Source organism: Amycolatopsis heterodermiae (assembly GCF_034929455.1).
GTDB classification, from domain to species: Bacteria; Actinomycetota; Actinomycetes; order Mycobacteriales; family Pseudonocardiaceae; genus Amycolatopsis; species Amycolatopsis heterodermiae.
The window spans coordinates 207,274-222,823 of sequence record NZ_JAYFSI010000004.1 but is presented as its reverse complement, the minus strand read 5'-3'; the positions used below and the strand labels follow the sequence as shown (position 1 = coordinate 222,823).

Below are 15,550 nucleotides of genomic sequence, written 5' to 3'. Positions count from 1 at the left end.
GGGTCACGACTCGGTCAAGCCCGGTTCGTGCGGCGTCGCGGGTTCGACGAGGTGCTTGAACGCCTGGAGGTTGGCCAGGGACTCGCCGCGGGAGACGCGCCAGTCCCACTCGCGCTTGATGGACGTCGCGAAGCCGATCTCCAGCAGCGTGTTGAAGTCGCCGTCGGCGGCCTCGAGGACCTGGCCGAGCACCTTGTCGAGCTCCTCGGCGCTCAGCGTGTCCTTGCCGAACCGGCCGACCAGGTAGATGTCACCGAGACTGTCCACTGTGTAGTGCACGCCGTAGAGCTTCGCGTTGCGCTGCAACAGGAAGCGGTAAACGTCCTCATGGGACTCGTCGGGGCGGCGGCAGACGAACGCCTCCACGGAGAACGCGTGGTCGCCGTCGACGAGCCACGCGTTGGTCTGGAGTTTCTTGGTGCCCGGCAAGGTGACGAAGTACTTTCCCGGGCCACGCCGGTCGTAGCTCAGCTCAGCGTCGTCCAAAGTGGACTTGATCAGCTCGTCGAGACTCACACCGCCACCTCTTCACGCAGGTCCAGCGCGTTTCGAAACGCACTGGTGGCCTGAGCATAGATGTCGAGCAGCGCGTCCGTCGTACGACGCCAGGAGAAGTGCCGCGCGTGCACGACGGCGTTGGCCCCGAGCTCCGCGAGCCGGTCCGGGCGCAGCGCGACCGCGGCGAGCGCGTCCGCCCACTCCTCGGCGCCGTGCCCGGGCACCAGGAGGCCGGAGACGCCGTGCGGCACCGCGACCGGCAGCCCGCCGACCTCGGCGGCGACCACCGGCGTGCCGCAGGCCTGCGCCTCCAGCGCGACCAGCCCGAACGACTCGTTGTAGCTCGGCACCGCGACGACGTCGGCCGCGCGGAACACCCGGGCCAGCGCCGGGCCCGGCTGCGGTGGCAGGAACCGCACCTGTGCCTCGATGCCGAGCGACACGGCCAGCTCGCGCAGCGCCTGCGGCTGTTCCAGGCCAGTGCCCGACGGCCCGCCGACGATCAGCACGACCAGCTTCGACGCCAGTTCGGGACGCCGTCGCAGCAGTGCCTCGGCCGCGTACAGCAGCACGTCGGGCGCCTTCAGCGGCTGGATCCGGCCGGCGAAGGCGAGCACGACGGCGTCGCCGGGCAAGCCGAGTTCGGCGCGCGCGACGTCCTTCGAGCCCGGGGTGAAGCGTTCGAGGTCGACCCCCGGCGGCACGGCGTGCACCGCGTGCGGCTCGGCGCCGTAGAGGTCGATGAGCTGCCGCGCCTCGACCGCGGTGTTGGCGACCAGCCTGTCGGCCTCCGCGACCACCTGCTCCTCGCCGATCACGCGGACGCGCGGCTCGGGCTTGTCGCCCTCGGCGAGCGCGGCGTTCTTCACCTTGGCCAGGGTGTGCGCGGTGTGCACCAGCGGCACGGACCAGCGGTCGCGGGCGAGCCAGCCGACCTGGCCCGAGAGCCAGTAGTGCGAGTGGATGAGGTCGTAGTAGCCGGGCTCGTGGAACGCCTCGGTGCGCAGCACGCCGGAGGTGAACGCGCACAGCTGCGCGGGCAGCTCGTCACGGCTCAGCGGCTCGAAGGGGCCCGCCTGCACGTGCCGGACGGTCACGCCCGGTGCCAGCTCGGCCTTCGGCGGCTGGTCCGACGCCGTCGCGCGGGTGAACACCTCGACCTCGACGCCGCGGCGGGCCATCTCGACCGCCGTCTGGCTGACGTAGACGTTCATCCCGCCCGCATCGCCGGTCCCCGGCTGCTCGAGTGGCGAAGTGTGCACGGACAGCACGGCTACCCGGCGCGGCTCAGCACGGAACCCCCGGATGGAGCTGGTCACCTGGTCTCGTCTCCCGCGTTGCGTCAGCATTCCTCGGCGAACTGCCGGAGCACCGCGTCGAACTCCTCCGCGGTCTCGGCGAAGGGCGCATGCCCCCCGTCAAGGAACCAACGCCCGGTGGCACCCGGAATCTTCCCGATCGTGTGTTCCGCCGTGGAAGGGTCGATCACGCGGTCGTGCGAGCCGTGCACGACGAGGGCGGGTTTGTCGATCGCGGCCAGGACGTCCTCACTGCCGACGTCCCGGCGGAACAGCGCCGCGCGCACCGCGGGCGGGACGCTCAGACCGGCTCCGAGCAGGGCTTGTGCCTGCGTACCGGCGATCGGCCGGGTGACCATGTCGCGGCAGAACGCCGTGAGGGCCGGGACCGCGATGTCCGGATCGTCCGAAAGCATCGCGCGCATGTGCTCGCGCATCAGCGGGCCGACGCGCCCGCCCGGCCGGTCGCGGCCGATTTCGGTGATCGCGCCCACGAGCACGATGCCGCGCAGGCGTGCGGTGCCGTGCACCCGGATGTGGTCGGCCAGCACCAGGCCGCCGTACGACCAGGCGACGACGACCGCGCCGGGGCCGGCGAAGTCGAGCACCGCGGCGAGGTCGTCGGCCCAGACCACCGGGTCGTCGTAGCCGGCGGCCGGGACGTCGGACGCGCCGTGCCCGCGCAGGTCCATCGCGACCAGGCGGAACCGCTCGGTCAGGGCCGGGTCGGCCAGCTGCGCCGCCCAGGCCCCGGACGACTGCGCCCAGCCGTGCACGAACACGATCGGCCTGCTGTTTTCGGCGCCCTCGACCCGCAGGCCGAGCCGCGTCCCGCCGTGCCCGACGACTTCGGTCCGCATCGGCTACTTCGCGCCCAGCGCCTGCCAGGCCGACCAGGAGTAGTTCCAGTCCTTGACGTCCGAGGCCATCGGCGCGCCGAGCTTGGAGCCGGTGATCTCGACCGGGTCGCCGACCAGCGCGGAGTCGAAGTAGTCCTTGGCGTCGGCCTCGAGCAGGTTGACGCAGCCGTGGGAGTTGTTGGTCTTCCCGATGTTGGCCGCGTTGTCCTGGTTCTCGTGGATGTACTCGCCGTGGTTGGAGAACCGGCAGGCCCACTTCTTGTTGACGTTCGTGTAGCCGTAGCGGGCGTTGTCGAAGACCGCCGTCGGCTCCTTGCTCATCACGATGTAGGTGCCGTTCGGGGTGTTGCGGTCGACCTCGGCGTCCAGCCCGTTCGCGCACGGGTAGCTCTTGACCTGCGCACCGCCGCGGTAGACGTGCATCTGGTGCTCGGGGGTGTTGACCTTGACCACCTGGTTGCGGCCGATCTTGAACTTCGTGGTGACGTCGGCCTTGCCGTACGCGCCGCCGCCCAGCTCGACGCCGTACAGCTTCGCCTCGACGTTCACCGTGATGTTCTGCGGCCAGTACTCCTTCGGCCGGTAGTCGACCTGGCTGTCGGACAGCCAGCCCCAGGCGCCTTCGACGTTCTTGTCCGTCTTCACGGACAGGGCCTTCTCGACGGCCGCGCGGTCCTTGACCGGCGAAGCGAACTTGACGCTGATCGGCATGGCCACGCCGACCTGGGCGTTGTCGGCCGGGTTGAGCGTGGCGCGGACCTGCTTGGCCGGGCTGACCGTGCTGAACGTGCCGGTGAACTCGACCGGCTTGCCGTCGCTGCCGGTGGCCTTGGCCGCGTAGGTGTACTTCTTGCCGTAGCCGAGCGGCTCGGAACTGGTCCAGCTGAGACCGTCGGGTGCGGTGTCGCCCTTGACGTCCTTGCCGCTGTCGGCGGTGACCTTGCACTCGGTGAGCTTGCCGTCGGCGACCTTGATCACGACCGGCTTGAGGACCGAGGCGTCCTTGACGTCGACGGCCGGCTCGGCCGTGATCTTCGCCACCGGCTGCGCACCGCCACCCTCGCCGTCGGCGTTCGCGGCCCCGGTGGGCAGCGCGGTGCCGTCGTTCGTGCCCGAACACGCCGCGACGACCACCGCGGCCCCGGCCGCGAGAGCCGCCTTGAAGACCAAGCGCCGTTCGATCACGAAATCCTCCCGAGTTCCCCCGCCGACCAGCAGGTTCCACGCCCTTAGCGCTGGTGACCCGCCCGACGTTACCTGCCGAAAGGTAAAGACCATCCGTTCAGGTGGACGTCACCGTTGTCGACAAAGACGTCTGATACACGTCCAGGTTGCCCGTTTCGGCTCAAATGACGCAGTTGATCAACAGCGGCTCGGGGTGCAGCCGGACGCCGAACCGCTCGTACACGCCGTCGCGGACCTCGCGGGCCAGGGTGAGCAGATCCTCCGTCGTCGCCTCGCCGCGGTTGGTCAGCGCGAGCGTGTGCTTCGTCGACAGCGAGACGCGGTTCCCCGGTCCGGGGTACCCCTTGGCGAAGCCGGCGCGCTCGATCAGCCAGGCCGCGGACAGCTTGACGCCGCCGTCGGCCGGGTACTGCGGGAAGGTCCCCTCGACGGCGTCCGTGATCCGCTTCAGGACCGCCTCGGCGTCGGCGGACGGGACGATCGGGTTGGTGAAGAACGAGCCGGCGCTCCACGTGTCGTGGTCGTCGGGGTCGAGCACCATGCCCTTGCCGCGACGCAGCCCGAGCACGGCGTCCCGCGCTTCGGCCGCCGGGACGCGCTCGCCGATCTCGACGCCGAGCGTGCGCGCGAGCTCGGCGTAGCGGATCGGCGCGGAGAGGCCGTCTTCGCGGATCTCGAAGCGGACCGAAAGCACCACGCCGGTGTCGGTGCCCTTGAGGATGCTGGTGCGGTAGGCGAAGCCGAGGTCGTCGGCCTTGAGCGTGCGCACTTCGCGCGTCACGCGGTCGTACAGCTCCAGGGAGACGATCGACTCGGCGACCTCGCAGCCGTACGCGCCGACGTTCTGGATCGGCGTCGCGCCGACGCTGCCCGGGATGCCGGAGAGGCATTCGAGCCCGCCCAGGCCGGCGTCGACCAGGCCCGCGACGAAGGCGTCCCAGTTCTGGCCGGCCTCGACCTCCACGACGTTCCCGTCACGCCGCCAGCCGGTGTTCGCCACCTCGACCAGCGTGCCGTCGAAGCCCGCGTCGCCGACCACCAGGTTGGAACCGCCGCCGAGCAGCAGCACCGGCTCGCCCGCCGCGTCGGCCTCGCGGACCGTCGCGACGAGATCTTCGCTGGTCACGGCGCTGACGAACCGGCGAGCCGGGCCGCCGAGGCGCAGCGTGGTGTACGCCGAGAGCTTCGGGAGTGCGGGAGTACGGGCGGAGTTCACGCGTCTGACGGTACTGTCCGGCTCATGGGATCCCGGATCGAGCACCGTGCTGACTTCGCCGCCGATGTCGCCGCCGTGTACCCCGCGGTGGCCGGTGAAGAAGCCCTGCGGGCGCGCCTGGACGAGCTCGGCGGCCACGCGGCGGCCCTGCTCTCGTACGAGGTCTCCGAGAAGGGCCTGCGCTACCAGCTGCGGCAGGGCATCAGCGCCGACAAGCTGCCCCAGGCGGTCCGGACGCTGCACAAGGGCGACCTGATGGTGACCCGCACGCAGATCTGGCAGCCGTCGGGTGCCGAGTACCAGGGCAAGGCGTCGGTCGAGGTCGGCGGCGTCCCGGGCGAGATCAAAGCGCGCACGGCGTTGCTGGTGGACGGCGACAAGACGGTGCTGCGGACGAGCGGCGAGGTGGTCGTTCGGATCCCGCTGTTCGGCGCGAAGCTGGAGAGCGTGATCGCCGAACAGGTGACGAAGCTGCTGGACCGCGAAGCCGAATTCTCCGCGAAGTGGCTGGCCGACGCCGCCTGAGCCCGGTCGGCGCGCCGACCCGAGGAACGACCAACCCGAACCGCCTGCGCCGGGTCGACCGGTGGATCGCCACCGCGCCCCCGACGACCCGCTTGCTGCGCGCGTCCGCGGATCCCCTGGTCGTCGACCTCGGTTACGGCGCGTCCCCGGTGACCACGGTGGAGCTGGCCCGCTGGCTGCGCCGGGTCCGCCCCGACGTCCGGGTGCTGGGCCTGGAACTGGACGTTGCGCGGGTCGCTGCCGCGCAGTCCGCCGCGTCGCCGCCGCTCCTGGACTTCCGCCGCGGCGGCTTCGAGCTGGCCGGCACGCGCCCGGTGCTCGTCCGGGCGTTCAACGTGCTGCGCCAGTACGCGGAGCACGAGGTCGCGGGCGCGTGGCAGCTGATGCTGGAGTCGATGCCCCCTGAAGGGCTCTTGGTCGAAGGCACGTGCGACGAGATCGGCCGCCTGTCGACGTGGGTTCTGGTGTCCCGCGAAGGCCCGGTGTCGCTGACCCTGTCGGTCCGGCTCGCCGGTCTGGACCGGCCGTCGACGGTGGCCGAGCGGCTGCCGAAGGCGCTGATCCACCGGAACGTCCCGGGTGAGCGCGTCCACGAGCTGCTGTCCACGCTGGACGCCTGCTGGGCGGCCGCGGCCCCGCACCAGGCGTTCGGCGCCCGCTCCCGCTGGCTGGAGACGGTGCGGCTGCTGGGTTCCCGCGGCTGGCCCGTCCTGGGCCCGCCCGGGCGCATCCGGCTCGGCGAGCTGACGGTTCCCTGGTCCGCGGTCACCCCTGCCTGAACGTTCACCGGGCCACCCCCGCTCCGTCACCCCGAAGTGACCTGCGGTGATCACCATTGAGCCGTGGAACTCCTGGGGCACGTCACCGAGCTGCTGCGCGACGCGCTGGGCTCGCCGTGGCTGTGGGTGCTCGTCTTCGCCGTGTCCGGGTTGGACGCGCTGCTGCCGTTCATGCCGAGCGAGACGACCGTCGTCACCGTCGCCGTGCTGCTCGGGCCGGACCCGGCGCAGCTGGGGCTGCTCGCCGCCGTCGCGGCCGGCGGGGCGTGGGCCGGCGACTGCCTCGGGTACGCCGTCGGGCGCACGGCCGGGCCGCGGGCCATCGAGCGGCTGCAGCGCGGGGAGAACGGGCGGCGCCGGTACGAGTGGGCGCGCGAGCAGGTGCGGCGCAACGGTGGCCTGCTGATCATCGCCGCCCGCTACCTGCCCGGCGGGCGCGTCGCCAGCGCGCTCGCGAACGGCAGCCTCGGGTACCCGCCCCTGCGGTTCGTGCTGATGGACGCCGCGGGCGCGTCGATCTGGGCGGTCTACAGCGTCCTGATCGGCCTCGCCGGCGGCGTCGCGTTCGCCGACGACCCGGTGAAGGGCCTGCTGCTGTCGTTCACCCTCGGGCTCGGACTGGTCGTCGCGATCGAGGCCGGGCGACGGCTACGGTCGGCCCATGCGGGAAGCGATCGACATCCACGCGGACGCGCTGAAGCGGGCGGCGCTGCAAGCCGGTCCGACGGCACCGGTCCGGAACTGTCCGAAGTGGACAGTAAGTGACCTGGTCGCGCACATCGCGTTCGTGCACGGCTTCGCCGTCAGCCTGGCCGTGAATCGGCCGGTCAGACCGTCCCCTCCGGCGGAGTGGGAAGACCTCCTGGGGTGGTGGGACGGCCAGCGCCTCGCAATGCGCGAAGCCTTCGGCCAGGCCCCGGAAACCCCGGCGTTCTCGCCGTACCCGGGCTTCGAGGTGACGGTCGGCGACTGGATCCGGCGGATGGCCCACGAGACGGCGATCCACCGCCTCGACGCCGAGTCCGCGCTCGACGACGTCCCGCCGACGCGGTTCTCCCCGGACTTCGCGAACGACGGCGTCGACGAGTACCTGACGTTCCTCACGCCGCGCCGGGGCATCACGGCCGACGTGCGCGTCACGACGCCGGAGCGCACGTGGGCGTTCGGCGAGCCGAACGCCGAGGTCTCCGGCGCCGCCGACGACGTCTACCGCGCGCTGTGGGGCCGTCCGCACCGGGCGTCGGTCACCGGCGACCTCGAACCACTGGCGGCACCCTGAAGAACGGCGGGAGACAATATCCGGCGTGACCGCTCCCGAACGCCGCTTCGTCATCACCTTCGGCTGCCCCGACCGCACCGGCATCATCGCCCGGATCTCCGGGTTCCTCGCCGAGCACGGCGGCTGGATCGTCGAAGCGGCCTACCACACCGACCCGGACACCGGCTGGTTCTTCACCCGCCAGGTCGTCCGCGCGGACTCGCTGCCGTTCGACGCCGCCGGGCTGCGCGCCCGGTTCGCCGAGGTGGCCGCGGACCTGTCCGCGGACTCGAGCTGGCAGGTCAGCGACACCGGCGAGCGGCGGCGGGCGGTGATTCTGGTCTCGAAGGCCGGGCACTGCCTGTACGACCTGCTCGGCCGGGTCGCCTCCGGCGAACTCGACGTCGACGTCGCGGCCGTGATCGGCAACCACGAGTCGCTCGCCGACATCACCCGCGCGCACGGCATCCCGTTCCACCACGTGCCGTTCCCCGCCGGCGACAAGGCCACGGCGTTCGAGCAGGTCCGCAAGCTGGTCGACGAGCACGACCCGCACGCGGTCGTGCTGGCCCGGTTCATGCAGATCCTGCCCGCCGAGCTCTGCCGCGACTGGGCCGGCCGGGCGATCAACATCCACCACAGCTTCCTGCCGTCGTTCATCGGCGCGAAGCCGTACCACCAGGCGCACACCCGCGGCGTGAAGCTGGTCGGCGCGACCTGCCACTACGTCACCGCGGACCTCGACGCGGGCCCGATCATCGACCAGGACGTGATCCGCGTGGACCACGGCGACTCGGTCGAGGACATGGTCCGCAAGGGCCGGGACATCGAGAAGGTCACCCTCGCCCGCGGCCTGCGCTGGCACCTGGAGAACCGGGTGCTGGTGCACGGCAACCGGACCGTGGTGTTCTGATCCGGTTGCCGCGCCCGGTCGTCACGCCCCGATGGTCGAGGCGTCGATGACGAACCGGTAGCGCACGTCGGAGTTCTCGACGCGCTCGTAGGCCTCGTTGACCTTGTCGGCCGAGATGACCTCGATCTCGGCACCGATGTGGTGCTCGGCGCAGAACTCGAGCATCTCCTGGGTCTCGGCGATGCCGCCGATCATCGACCCGGCCAGCACCTTGTTGCCGCCCAGCAGCGAGAAGGCGTTGTAGTTCAGCGGCTCGCCGGGCGCGCCGACGTTCACCATCGCGCCGCCGACCTTCAGCAGGCCGAGGTAGGCGTCGATCGGCAGCTTGGCCGACACGGTGTTGAGGATGACGTCGAACTTGCCCTTGAGGACGTCGAACGTCGACTCGTCACTGGTCGCGTAGTAGTCGGTCGCACCGAGCTTGAGGCCGTCCTCCTGCTTCTTGAGGCTCTGGCTCAGCACCGTCACCTCGGCGCCCATCGCGGCGGCGATCTTGACACCCATGTGCCCGAGCCCGCCGAGGCCGATCACGGCGACCTTCTTGCCGGGGCCGGCACCCCAGTGGTGCAGCGGCGAGTAGGTGGTGATGCCCGCGCAGAGCAGCGGCGCGGCGACGTCGAGGTCGATACCCTCCGGGATGCCGCAGACGAAGGCGTCCTTCACGACGATCTGGTTGCTGTAGCCGCCGTAGGTGTTCCCGCCGTCGAAGCCGACGCCGTTGTACGTCTGGATGTTGCCCTTGACGCAGAACTGCTCGGTGCCGGCCCGGCAGTACTCGCACTCACCGCAGGAGTCGACCATGCAGCCGACGCCGACCCGGTCGCCGACCTGGTACTTGGTGACGCCGGAGCCGACCGCGGCGACCACGCCGGCGATCTCGTGCCCGGGGACCATCGGGAAGATGGCCTGGCCCCAGTCCTCCTTCGCCTGGTGGATGTCGCTGTGGCAGATGCCGGCGAAGGCGATGTCGATCAGGACGTCGTCAGGACGCAGGTCGCGGCGCTCGATCGTGGTCGGCGCGAGCGGCGCACCCGGCGCCGGTGCGGCGATGGCGTGCGTGGTCGTGCTCATGGAACCCTCCAAGTTCAAGTACCGTTGTCCTCGTAAGAGGTCTCTTACATGGTCTACGTAAGAGGGGTCTTACATATTTCGAGTGAGAGATGTGATCCAGGTCATGGGCGGCAAGTACCACCACGGTGATCTCCGCGCCGAGCTCGTGCGCGTCTCCCTCGACCTGATCGCCGAGCAGGGGCTCTCCGGGTTCTCCGTGGCCCAGGTGGCGAAGCGGGCGCAGGTCAGCCCGGGCGCGCCGTACCGCCACTTCGCGACGCGGGAGGCGCTGCTCGCCGAGGTCGCCCGCAACATCGTCTGCCAGCTCACCGACCGCGTCGCGACGGCGATCGCCGCGCACGACGACCCGGCGGACGCGCTGGCCGCCGCGGCCGGCGCGTACACGCGCTACCTGATCGAGCGACGTGCCGGGCTGAACGTCATCTACGCGGACGGACTCCAGGGCCCGGACTACGCGGAGCTGCACGAGGCGGCCCGTGGCCTGACCGACCAGTTCCTCATGCTGTCGCTGACGGTCGCGCCCGACCCGCCGACCGGGCTGGAGCTGCTGGAGCAGCTGTTCACGCAGGCCCACGGCTACGGCACGTTCCACCTCGACGGCATCTTCGTGAAGCAGGGCTATTCGGTGGACCAGGTCGTGGCGAAGTCCACCGAGGCCGCGCGGATCGCGATCGCGGGCCGGACTCTGGGTTAGCTTGGAGGCATGGGGAGCGTCATCGACAGTCAAGAGGCCTTGCGGGAGCTGATCGGCGAGTCGTCGCCGACCACCCAGCAGAAGATCCTCGACCGGATCGACGACCACGCGCGGAACCTGATCGCGCATTCGCCGTTCGTCCTGCTGGCGACGTCGGCACCGGACGGCAGCTGCGACGTCTCACCCCGCGGCGACCCGGCGGGCTCGGTGCTGGTGCTCGACGACCGGACGCTGGTGCTCGCGGACCGGCCGGGCAACAAGCTGGTCGACAGCTTCCGCAACATCGTCGACAACCCGCACGCCGGGCTGTTGTTCCTGGTCCCGGGCATGAACGAGACGCTGCGGGTCAACGGCCGGGCCACGCTGGTGTCGGACGCGCCGTACTTCGACCGGCTGGTGGTCAAGGGCAAGCGCCCGCGGCTCGCGGTGGTCGTCGAGGTGGAAGAGCTGTACATGCACTGCGCGAAGGCGTTCCTGCGGTCTTCGCTGTGGGAGCCGGAGACGTGGCCGGAGCGCTCGGCGCTTCCGTCGCTGGGCACGATCCTGCGCGACCAGCTGTGCCTGGCGGTTTCGGTGGAAGAGCTGGACGCGCGGCTCAACGAGGGATCCCGGACCAAGCAATACTGAACCCATGCTGTGCGTCTTCGACGTCAACGAGACCCTGCTCGACCTCGCCGCGCTCGACGAGACCATCGGCAGCCCCGAGCTACGGCGCGAGTGGTTCGGGCTGGCCATCCACACGGTCCTGACCGTCACGGCGTCCGGTGGCTACCGCGACTTCGCGGGCATCGCCGGCCAGGCCGCCGTCGAGGTCGCCGCGCGCCACGGCCGGGAGCTGACCCCGGACCGGCTCACCGCGATCGGCGACGGCCTGCGCTCGCTCCCGGCCCACCCGGACGTCGTGGCGGGCCTCATAAAGCTGCGCGAAGCCGGCCACGACGTCGTCGCGCTGACGAACTCGCCGCTGGCCACGGCCGAGGCGCAGCTGCAGAACTCCGGGCTGGCCCCGCTGCTCGACCGGATCTTCTCGGCCGAGCAGGCCGGCCGGCTCAAGCCCGCGCCCGAGCCGTACCGGCAGGTCCTCGACGCGTACGCGCTCCAGCCGGGCGACGCGGTGATGGTCGCGGCCCACGACTGGGACATCGCGGGCGCGCAGGCGGCGGGCCTGCGGACGGCGTTGCTGACCCGCCCCGGCGTCCGCCCGCTGCCCGGCTCGCCCGCGCCCACCTACACCGCGTCGACCCTGCCGGAGCTGGCCGACCTGCTGGGTTAGTTGCTCGGCTGGTTACTCCGCTGGTTACTCGGCGATCCGGACCAGCATCTTGCCGGTGTTCGCCCCGGACAGCAGGCCCAGGAAGGCCTCCGGCGCGTTGCGGATGCCGTCGACGAAGGTCTCCGAGTACTTGATCTCGCCGGAGCTGACCAGCGGCGCGATCTCGCTGACGAACTGCTGTTGCAGGCCCCAGTGGTCGATCACCAGCAGGCCGCGGATGGTGATCCGCTTGGCGATGATCTGCGAGAGGTTCCGCGGCGCCGGCGTCGGCTCGGTGGCGTTGTACTGCGAGATCATCCCGCACACCGCGATCCGGCCGTGCAGGGTGATCGCGTCGATCGCGGCTTCGAGGTGCTCGCCGCCGACGTTGTCGAAGTAGACGTCGATGCCCTCCGGCGCCGCCTTGTGCAGCTGCTCCGCGACTGGCCCGTCCTTGTAGTTGAACGCGGCGTCGAAGCCGAGGTCCTCGACCAGGTGCCGGACCTTCTCCGCCGACCCGGCCGAGCCGATGACCCGCTTGGCGCCCTTGAGCTTCGCGAGCTGCCCGACCAGCGAGCCGACCGCACCGGCCGCACCGGAGACGAACACCGTGTCGCCCGGCTTGAACTCGGCGGACTCCAGCAGCCCCGCGTACGCGGTCAGCCCCGGCATCCCGAGCACGCCGAGGTAGGTCGACAGCGGCGCGGCGGAGGCGTCCACCTTCACGAAGCGCTTGGCGTCGAGCACGGCGTGGGTCCGCCAGCCGGCCTGGTGCAGCACGTGGTCACCGGGCTTCACGTCGTCGACGTTCGACTCGACGACCTCACCGACCGCGCCGCCGTACATCACTTCGCCGACCTCGAAGGGCGGCGCGTACGACTTCACGTCGCGCATGCGCCCGCGCATCGCCGGGTCGACGCTCATGATCAGGTTGCGCACCAGGATCTGGCCCTCGCCCGGGCTGGGGATCTCGGTGTCCACGATGGCGAAGTTCTCGTCCGTGGGGACACCGTGCGGACGGGAAGCGAGCCGGATCTCGGTCGCCTGGGCGGGTGCGTTCACCGTCGAACTCCTAAGGTCGAGACGTCAAGCGGGGCAGGCGCCCCGGATTTCTCCCGGTACAACCGGGTAACCGGGGCGCGCATTCCGATTGTGACGGGCTACACGATCTCCGCAAGTTTTCCCAGAACGCCGTCGTAGATCTTCTTGAGCCCACCGGGCGCGAAGGTTTTCTCGAAGAAGCCGCCGATGCCACCGGCGCCGTCCCAGGACGTCTCGATCCGGACCAGGCTCTTCTCGCCGGCCTCGTCGACGGTCCAGGTGGTGACCATGCTGGAGTTCGCGTCGGTCTCGACCAGGGTGCCGGGCTTCGGCTCACTGACGGTGGCCTTGACGTCGCGGACGCGCTTCGAGGTCGCCTGCAGCTTCCAGCCGGCCTGGGTCCCGGCGCCGACACCGCCCGCGGTCACCTCGTAGTCGCGGTAGTGCTCGGTGAGCAGCTTCGGCCGCGTTTCGGCGTAGTCCGCAACAAGCGCGCGCACCTTGTCGGCCGGGGCGTCGATAGTCCGCTCCGCGGTGGCCGTGACCTTTCCCATTGCACTCCTTCTCCCGAGGTACCCGATCAGCGTCGACCCTAGACCGCGAGCCCGGCCGCAGCAGCCGCACCTTCAGTACGCGACGGCAACGGAATGCCGCACGGTTTCGGGCATACCGACCGCACGGAGCACGAAATGAGCGGCATCCGCCCGCGCGATCCGGAATCCACCGCGGACACTCTGCTCGTAAGCGATCCGGTAGTGCCCGGTCGCCGGCTTGTCGGTCAGCAGCGGCAGCTGCACGGACGTCCAGTCGAGGCCGCTCACCCGGAGTTCGTGCTCCATCAAGGCCACGTCCTCGTAGTGCTTTTGCAACCGCAGCTTCGCCAGCGGCGACAGCACGGTCCGCGTGAAGAACCCCACCCCCGGATCCCGCTTCGGCGGATTCGGACGGCTCGGCGTCGGAATGGTCGAAATACCGGCCACACTCACCACGACCAGCCGCCGCACACCGGCCGCCGTCATCGCGTGGACGATGGCCCGAGTACCGCGGGACGCGACGCCGTACTCACCGTGGTGCCGTGGCCCCAGCGCGGAGATCACGGCGTCACAACCGTCCATTGCGGACTTGAGCACCGCCGTCTCCGCCGCGGCCAGGTCCGCCCGCACGATGCGAACCGGCGCCGTGACAGCGTCTGGATTCCGTACCACAGCGGTAACGTCGTGCCCAGCGGCAAGAGCCTGGTGAAGCACATGCGCCCCAGTCCGCCCAGACGCGGCGAAGAGTGTCAGCTTCATTGCCGCACCCCGAGTTGAGCGGTCAGGTCGGCGCCCCACCCATTCACCGCGACACCTCCAGCGAATGTTCGCTCACGACACCCCAAAGTCCACAGCGCACTCGGCACCCCATTCGTTCACCGCGCCCGACCGAGGTCGGCGGCGTCATCGGCAGCCATCCGTTCCCCTGCCGTGCACCAACGGGAGCGGCTTGGTCGGCGACCCATTCGTTCACGGCGACCACCGAAGCCCGCAGCGTGCACGGCAGCAGCTCCCTCACCACCACGCTCCAAACCGAGCCGCCTGATCAGCAACCCACTCATTCACCACGACCCACCGAACCCCGCAGCACGTTCGACACCGGCTCCCTCACCACCGCACCCCTAACCAGGCGACCTGATCGGCAACCCACCCATCACCACGACCCGCTGAAGCCCGCAGCGCGCTCGGCACCTGTATCCCTCACCGCCACATCCCGAACCAGCCGATCTGCTCGGCGACCCACCTATTCACCGCGACCCACTGAAGCCCGCAGCGCGATCAGCGCCCGTTCCCTCACCACGGCACTCCGAACCAGGTGACTGATCAGCAGCCCACCCGTCACCGCGACCCACCGAAGCCTGTGGTGTGGTCGGCAACTGCTCCCTCACCGCCACATCCCGAATCGAGCCGTCTGCTCGGGGATCCATTTGGGCACCACGGCCTGCCGGCGTGCTCGGTGGTTCGCTCGGCGAAAGCGCACCCGACTCGGGGGCGTGCTCGGGCTGCTATTCGGTCACCGCTGCGCTGTGAAGTCGGCTGTGTGGTCGGTGGCCCACTCGGTGAAGGTGCGGGCTGGGCGGCCGAGGATCTTCTCCACCTCGGCCGTTGGTGGGAACTGGGGCCGCACCAGGTGCGCGGCGTAGCGGGCCATCATCGCGGTTACGAACGGTTCCGGGAGTCCGTTGGCCAGCATGCCCTTCGCCGCGATCGGTGCCGGGATTTCGTGGAACCGCAGGGGCCTTCCGATCGCGGTGCCGATCTGCTGCACCATTTCCTTGTGCGACAACGACTCCGGGCCGGTCAGATCGAGGCGTCGGCCCAGCAGGTCGTCATCGAGGAGGGCCTTGGCCAGGATCTCGACCAGGTCGCGTTCATGGAGGGGCGATTCCTCGAAGTCCGCGTACACGTAGCGGACGTCGTCGCCGGTGAGGATCTGGCCGCCCCATGCTGTGAGGGCGTTCAGCGCGAATGAGCTGGGGCGCAGGCTGACCCACTCCAGGCCGCTCGTGGCGGCCGCGTCGTCGACCTCCTTGTTGCGGTCGCCGCGGAACCGTGACGGCTGCGCGTCGAGCCGGTCGTCCACGTTGGCCGCGGCGAGCGCGACCACGCGCCGGACACCGAGGTCCCGCGCCCGCGCGACGACGTCGTACGCGGCGTCGCCGACGGCGCGCGAGTGGAGGAACAGCGCATCCGCGCCGCGCAGGGCGTTCTCGAGGGTTTCCGGCCGCTGCGGGTCGCCTTCGACGACCTCGACGTCCGCCGGGAAGCCCGCGTCCTTCGGCGAGCGCGTGATGACGCGGACTTCGTGACCCTTGAGCTCGGCGACGAGGAGACGGCCGACCGAGCCGGTCGCCCCGGTGAGCACGATCATAAGAGAACCCCTTCCCCTGGGATACGCTGGTGCCTGAAGTTCAGATGATACGAGGA

The 15,550-nt window shown here is 70.5% G+C and carries 18 protein-coding genes; 8 read left to right on the top strand and 10 right to left on the bottom strand.

Annotated elements, in window-relative coordinates:
* Positions 1 to 3: 3 nt before the first annotated feature.
* The 5 genes from VA596_RS20040 to VA596_RS20020 form a co-directional block, all read right to left on the bottom strand.
* Positions 4 to 516, bottom strand: a complete 513-nt coding sequence (locus tag VA596_RS20040) for a type III secretion system chaperone family protein (protein ID WP_323329336.1) — start codon at positions 514 to 516, stop codon at positions 4 to 6.
* Positions 513 to 1,847 (bottom strand): D-inositol-3-phosphate glycosyltransferase, encoded by a 1,335-nt coding sequence (mshA, locus tag VA596_RS20035; protein WP_410171905.1) that lies wholly within the window; start codon positions 1,845 to 1,847, stop codon positions 513 to 515. Before mshA ends, VA596_RS20040 begins: the two co-directional genes overlap by 4 nt.
* Positions 1,841 to 2,656 carry an alpha/beta fold hydrolase gene (locus tag VA596_RS20030; protein WP_323329332.1) on the bottom strand — a complete coding sequence of 272 codons (816 nt, stop codon included), beginning with the start codon at positions 2,654 to 2,656 and terminating at the stop codon, positions 1,841 to 1,843. Before VA596_RS20030 ends, mshA begins: the two co-directional genes overlap by 7 nt.
* A 3-nt stretch (positions 2,657 to 2,659) precedes the next feature.
* On the bottom strand, positions 2,660 to 3,841 hold the full coding sequence (locus VA596_RS20025; RefSeq protein ID WP_323329330.1) for a L,D-transpeptidase: 1,182 nt from the start codon (positions 3,839 to 3,841) through the stop codon (positions 2,660 to 2,662).
* Positions 3,842 to 4,001: 160 nt separating this feature from the next.
* Complete coding sequence (locus VA596_RS20020; protein WP_323329328.1) at positions 4,002 to 5,057, bottom strand: UDP-N-acetylmuramate dehydrogenase; 1,056 nt, start codon at positions 5,055 to 5,057, stop codon at positions 4,002 to 4,004.
* 24 nt (positions 5,058 to 5,081) lie between these two features.
* On the opposite strand from VA596_RS20020, the gene VA596_RS20015 reads away from it, so the two are divergent.
* The 5 genes from VA596_RS20015 (at position 5,082) to purU (ending at position 8,532) form a co-directional block, all read left to right on the top strand.
* Positions 5,082 to 5,582: a DUF2505 domain-containing protein gene (locus VA596_RS20015; protein WP_323329326.1), complete on the top strand. Its 501-nt coding sequence runs from the start codon at positions 5,082 to 5,084 to the stop codon at positions 5,580 to 5,582.
* The gene (locus VA596_RS20010) at positions 5,561 to 6,361 is read left to right on the top strand and encodes a class I SAM-dependent methyltransferase (RefSeq protein WP_323329324.1); all 801 of its coding nucleotides are present in this window, start codon (positions 5,561 to 5,563) and stop codon (positions 6,359 to 6,361) included. The genes VA596_RS20015 and VA596_RS20010 overlap by 22 nt, the downstream gene beginning before the upstream one ends.
* Before the next feature lie 63 nt (positions 6,362 to 6,424).
* Positions 6,425 to 7,126, top strand: coding sequence for a DedA family protein (locus VA596_RS20005; RefSeq protein WP_323329322.1), 702 nt, complete (start codon positions 6,425 to 6,427; stop codon positions 7,124 to 7,126).
* Entirely contained in the window at positions 7,023 to 7,640 is a 618-nt protein-coding gene (locus VA596_RS20000) for a maleylpyruvate isomerase family mycothiol-dependent enzyme (RefSeq protein ID WP_323329320.1), read from the top strand. Before VA596_RS20005 ends, VA596_RS20000 begins: the two co-directional genes overlap by 104 nt.
* Positions 7,641 to 7,665: 25 nt before the next feature.
* Positions 7,666 to 8,532, top strand: a complete 867-nt coding sequence (gene purU / locus VA596_RS19995) for a formyltetrahydrofolate deformylase (RefSeq protein WP_323329318.1) — start codon at positions 7,666 to 7,668, stop codon at positions 8,530 to 8,532.
* A 21-nt stretch (positions 8,533 to 8,553) separates the two neighbouring features.
* Here purU and VA596_RS19990 read toward each other — a convergent pair whose 3' ends face one another.
* On the bottom strand, positions 8,554 to 9,603 hold the full coding sequence (locus VA596_RS19990; RefSeq protein WP_323329316.1) for an NAD(P)-dependent alcohol dehydrogenase: 1,050 nt from the start codon (positions 9,601 to 9,603) through the stop codon (positions 8,554 to 8,556).
* A gap of 91 nt (positions 9,604 to 9,694) precedes the next feature.
* On the opposite strand from VA596_RS19990, the gene VA596_RS19985 reads away from it, so the two are divergent.
* From VA596_RS19985 to VA596_RS19975, 3 genes are read left to right on the top strand one after another with little or no spacing between them, the layout of a single operon-like run.
* Positions 9,695 to 10,297: a TetR/AcrR family transcriptional regulator gene (locus VA596_RS19985; RefSeq protein ID WP_323329730.1), complete on the top strand. Its 603-nt coding sequence runs from the start codon at positions 9,695 to 9,697 to the stop codon at positions 10,295 to 10,297.
* Positions 10,298 to 10,306: 9 nt separating this feature from the next.
* Positions 10,307 to 10,924 carry a pyridoxamine 5'-phosphate oxidase family protein gene (locus tag VA596_RS19980; protein ID WP_323329314.1) on the top strand — a complete coding sequence of 206 codons (618 nt, stop codon included), beginning with the start codon at positions 10,307 to 10,309 and terminating at the stop codon, positions 10,922 to 10,924.
* Between the two features lie 4 nt (positions 10,925 to 10,928).
* Positions 10,929 to 11,570 (top strand): haloacid dehalogenase type II, encoded by a 642-nt coding sequence (locus VA596_RS19975; protein ID WP_323329312.1) that lies wholly within the window; start codon positions 10,929 to 10,931, stop codon positions 11,568 to 11,570.
* A 24-nt stretch (positions 11,571 to 11,594) separates the two neighbouring features.
* Here the strand turns inward: VA596_RS19975 and VA596_RS19970 are convergent, their stop codons facing one another.
* From VA596_RS19970 to VA596_RS19955, 4 genes are all read right to left on the bottom strand, one after another.
* Complete coding sequence (locus VA596_RS19970) at positions 11,595 to 12,611, bottom strand: NADP-dependent oxidoreductase (RefSeq protein ID WP_323329310.1); 1,017 nt, start codon at positions 12,609 to 12,611, stop codon at positions 11,595 to 11,597.
* A 98-nt stretch (positions 12,612 to 12,709) separates the two neighbouring features.
* Entirely contained in the window at positions 12,710 to 13,144 is a 435-nt protein-coding gene (locus tag VA596_RS19965) for an SRPBCC family protein (RefSeq protein ID WP_323329308.1), read from the bottom strand.
* Positions 13,145 to 13,216: 72 nt separating this feature from the next.
* A complete protein-coding gene (locus tag VA596_RS19960) occupies positions 13,217 to 13,882 on the bottom strand; it encodes an NAD(P)-dependent oxidoreductase (RefSeq protein ID WP_323329305.1) in 666 nt (221 codons plus the stop codon).
* 754 nt (positions 13,883 to 14,636) lie between these two features.
* Complete coding sequence (locus VA596_RS19955; protein WP_323329304.1) at positions 14,637 to 15,494, bottom strand: NAD(P)H-binding protein; 858 nt, start codon at positions 15,492 to 15,494, stop codon at positions 14,637 to 14,639.
* Positions 15,495 to 15,550: the final 56 nt, after the last annotated feature.

What these genes read in the sequence shown, in the direction of transcription:
- VA596_RS20015 (WP_323329326.1), top strand. Translation starts at nt 5,082, where the DNA reads ATGGGATCCCGGATCGAGCACCGTGCTGACTTCGCCGCCGATGTCGCC.
- mshA (WP_410171905.1), bottom strand. Translation starts at nt 1,847, where the DNA reads ATGCTGACGCAACGCGGGAGACGAGACCAGGTGACCAGCTCCATCCGG.
- VA596_RS19990 (WP_323329316.1), bottom strand. Translation starts at nt 9,603, where the DNA reads ATGAGCACGACCACGCACGCCATCGCCGCACCGGCGCCGGGTGCGCCG.
- VA596_RS20000 (WP_323329320.1), top strand. Translation starts at nt 7,023, where the DNA reads ATGCGGGAAGCGATCGACATCCACGCGGACGCGCTGAAGCGGGCGGCG.
- VA596_RS19965 (WP_323329308.1), bottom strand. Translation starts at nt 13,144, where the DNA reads ATGGGAAAGGTCACGGCCACCGCGGAGCGGACTATCGACGCCCCGGCC.
- VA596_RS19955 (WP_323329304.1), bottom strand. Translation starts at nt 15,494, where the DNA reads ATGATCGTGCTCACCGGGGCGACCGGCTCGGTCGGCCGTCTCCTCGTC.
- VA596_RS19960 (WP_323329305.1), bottom strand. Translation starts at nt 13,882, where the DNA reads ATGAAGCTGACACTCTTCGCCGCGTCTGGGCGGACTGGGGCGCATGTG.
- VA596_RS19980 (WP_323329314.1), top strand. Translation starts at nt 10,307, where the DNA reads ATGGGGAGCGTCATCGACAGTCAAGAGGCCTTGCGGGAGCTGATCGGC.
- VA596_RS19975 (WP_323329312.1), top strand. Translation starts at nt 10,929, where the DNA reads ATGCTGTGCGTCTTCGACGTCAACGAGACCCTGCTCGACCTCGCCGCG.
- VA596_RS20030 (WP_323329332.1), bottom strand. Translation starts at nt 2,656, where the DNA reads ATGCGGACCGAAGTCGTCGGGCACGGCGGGACGCGGCTCGGCCTGCGG.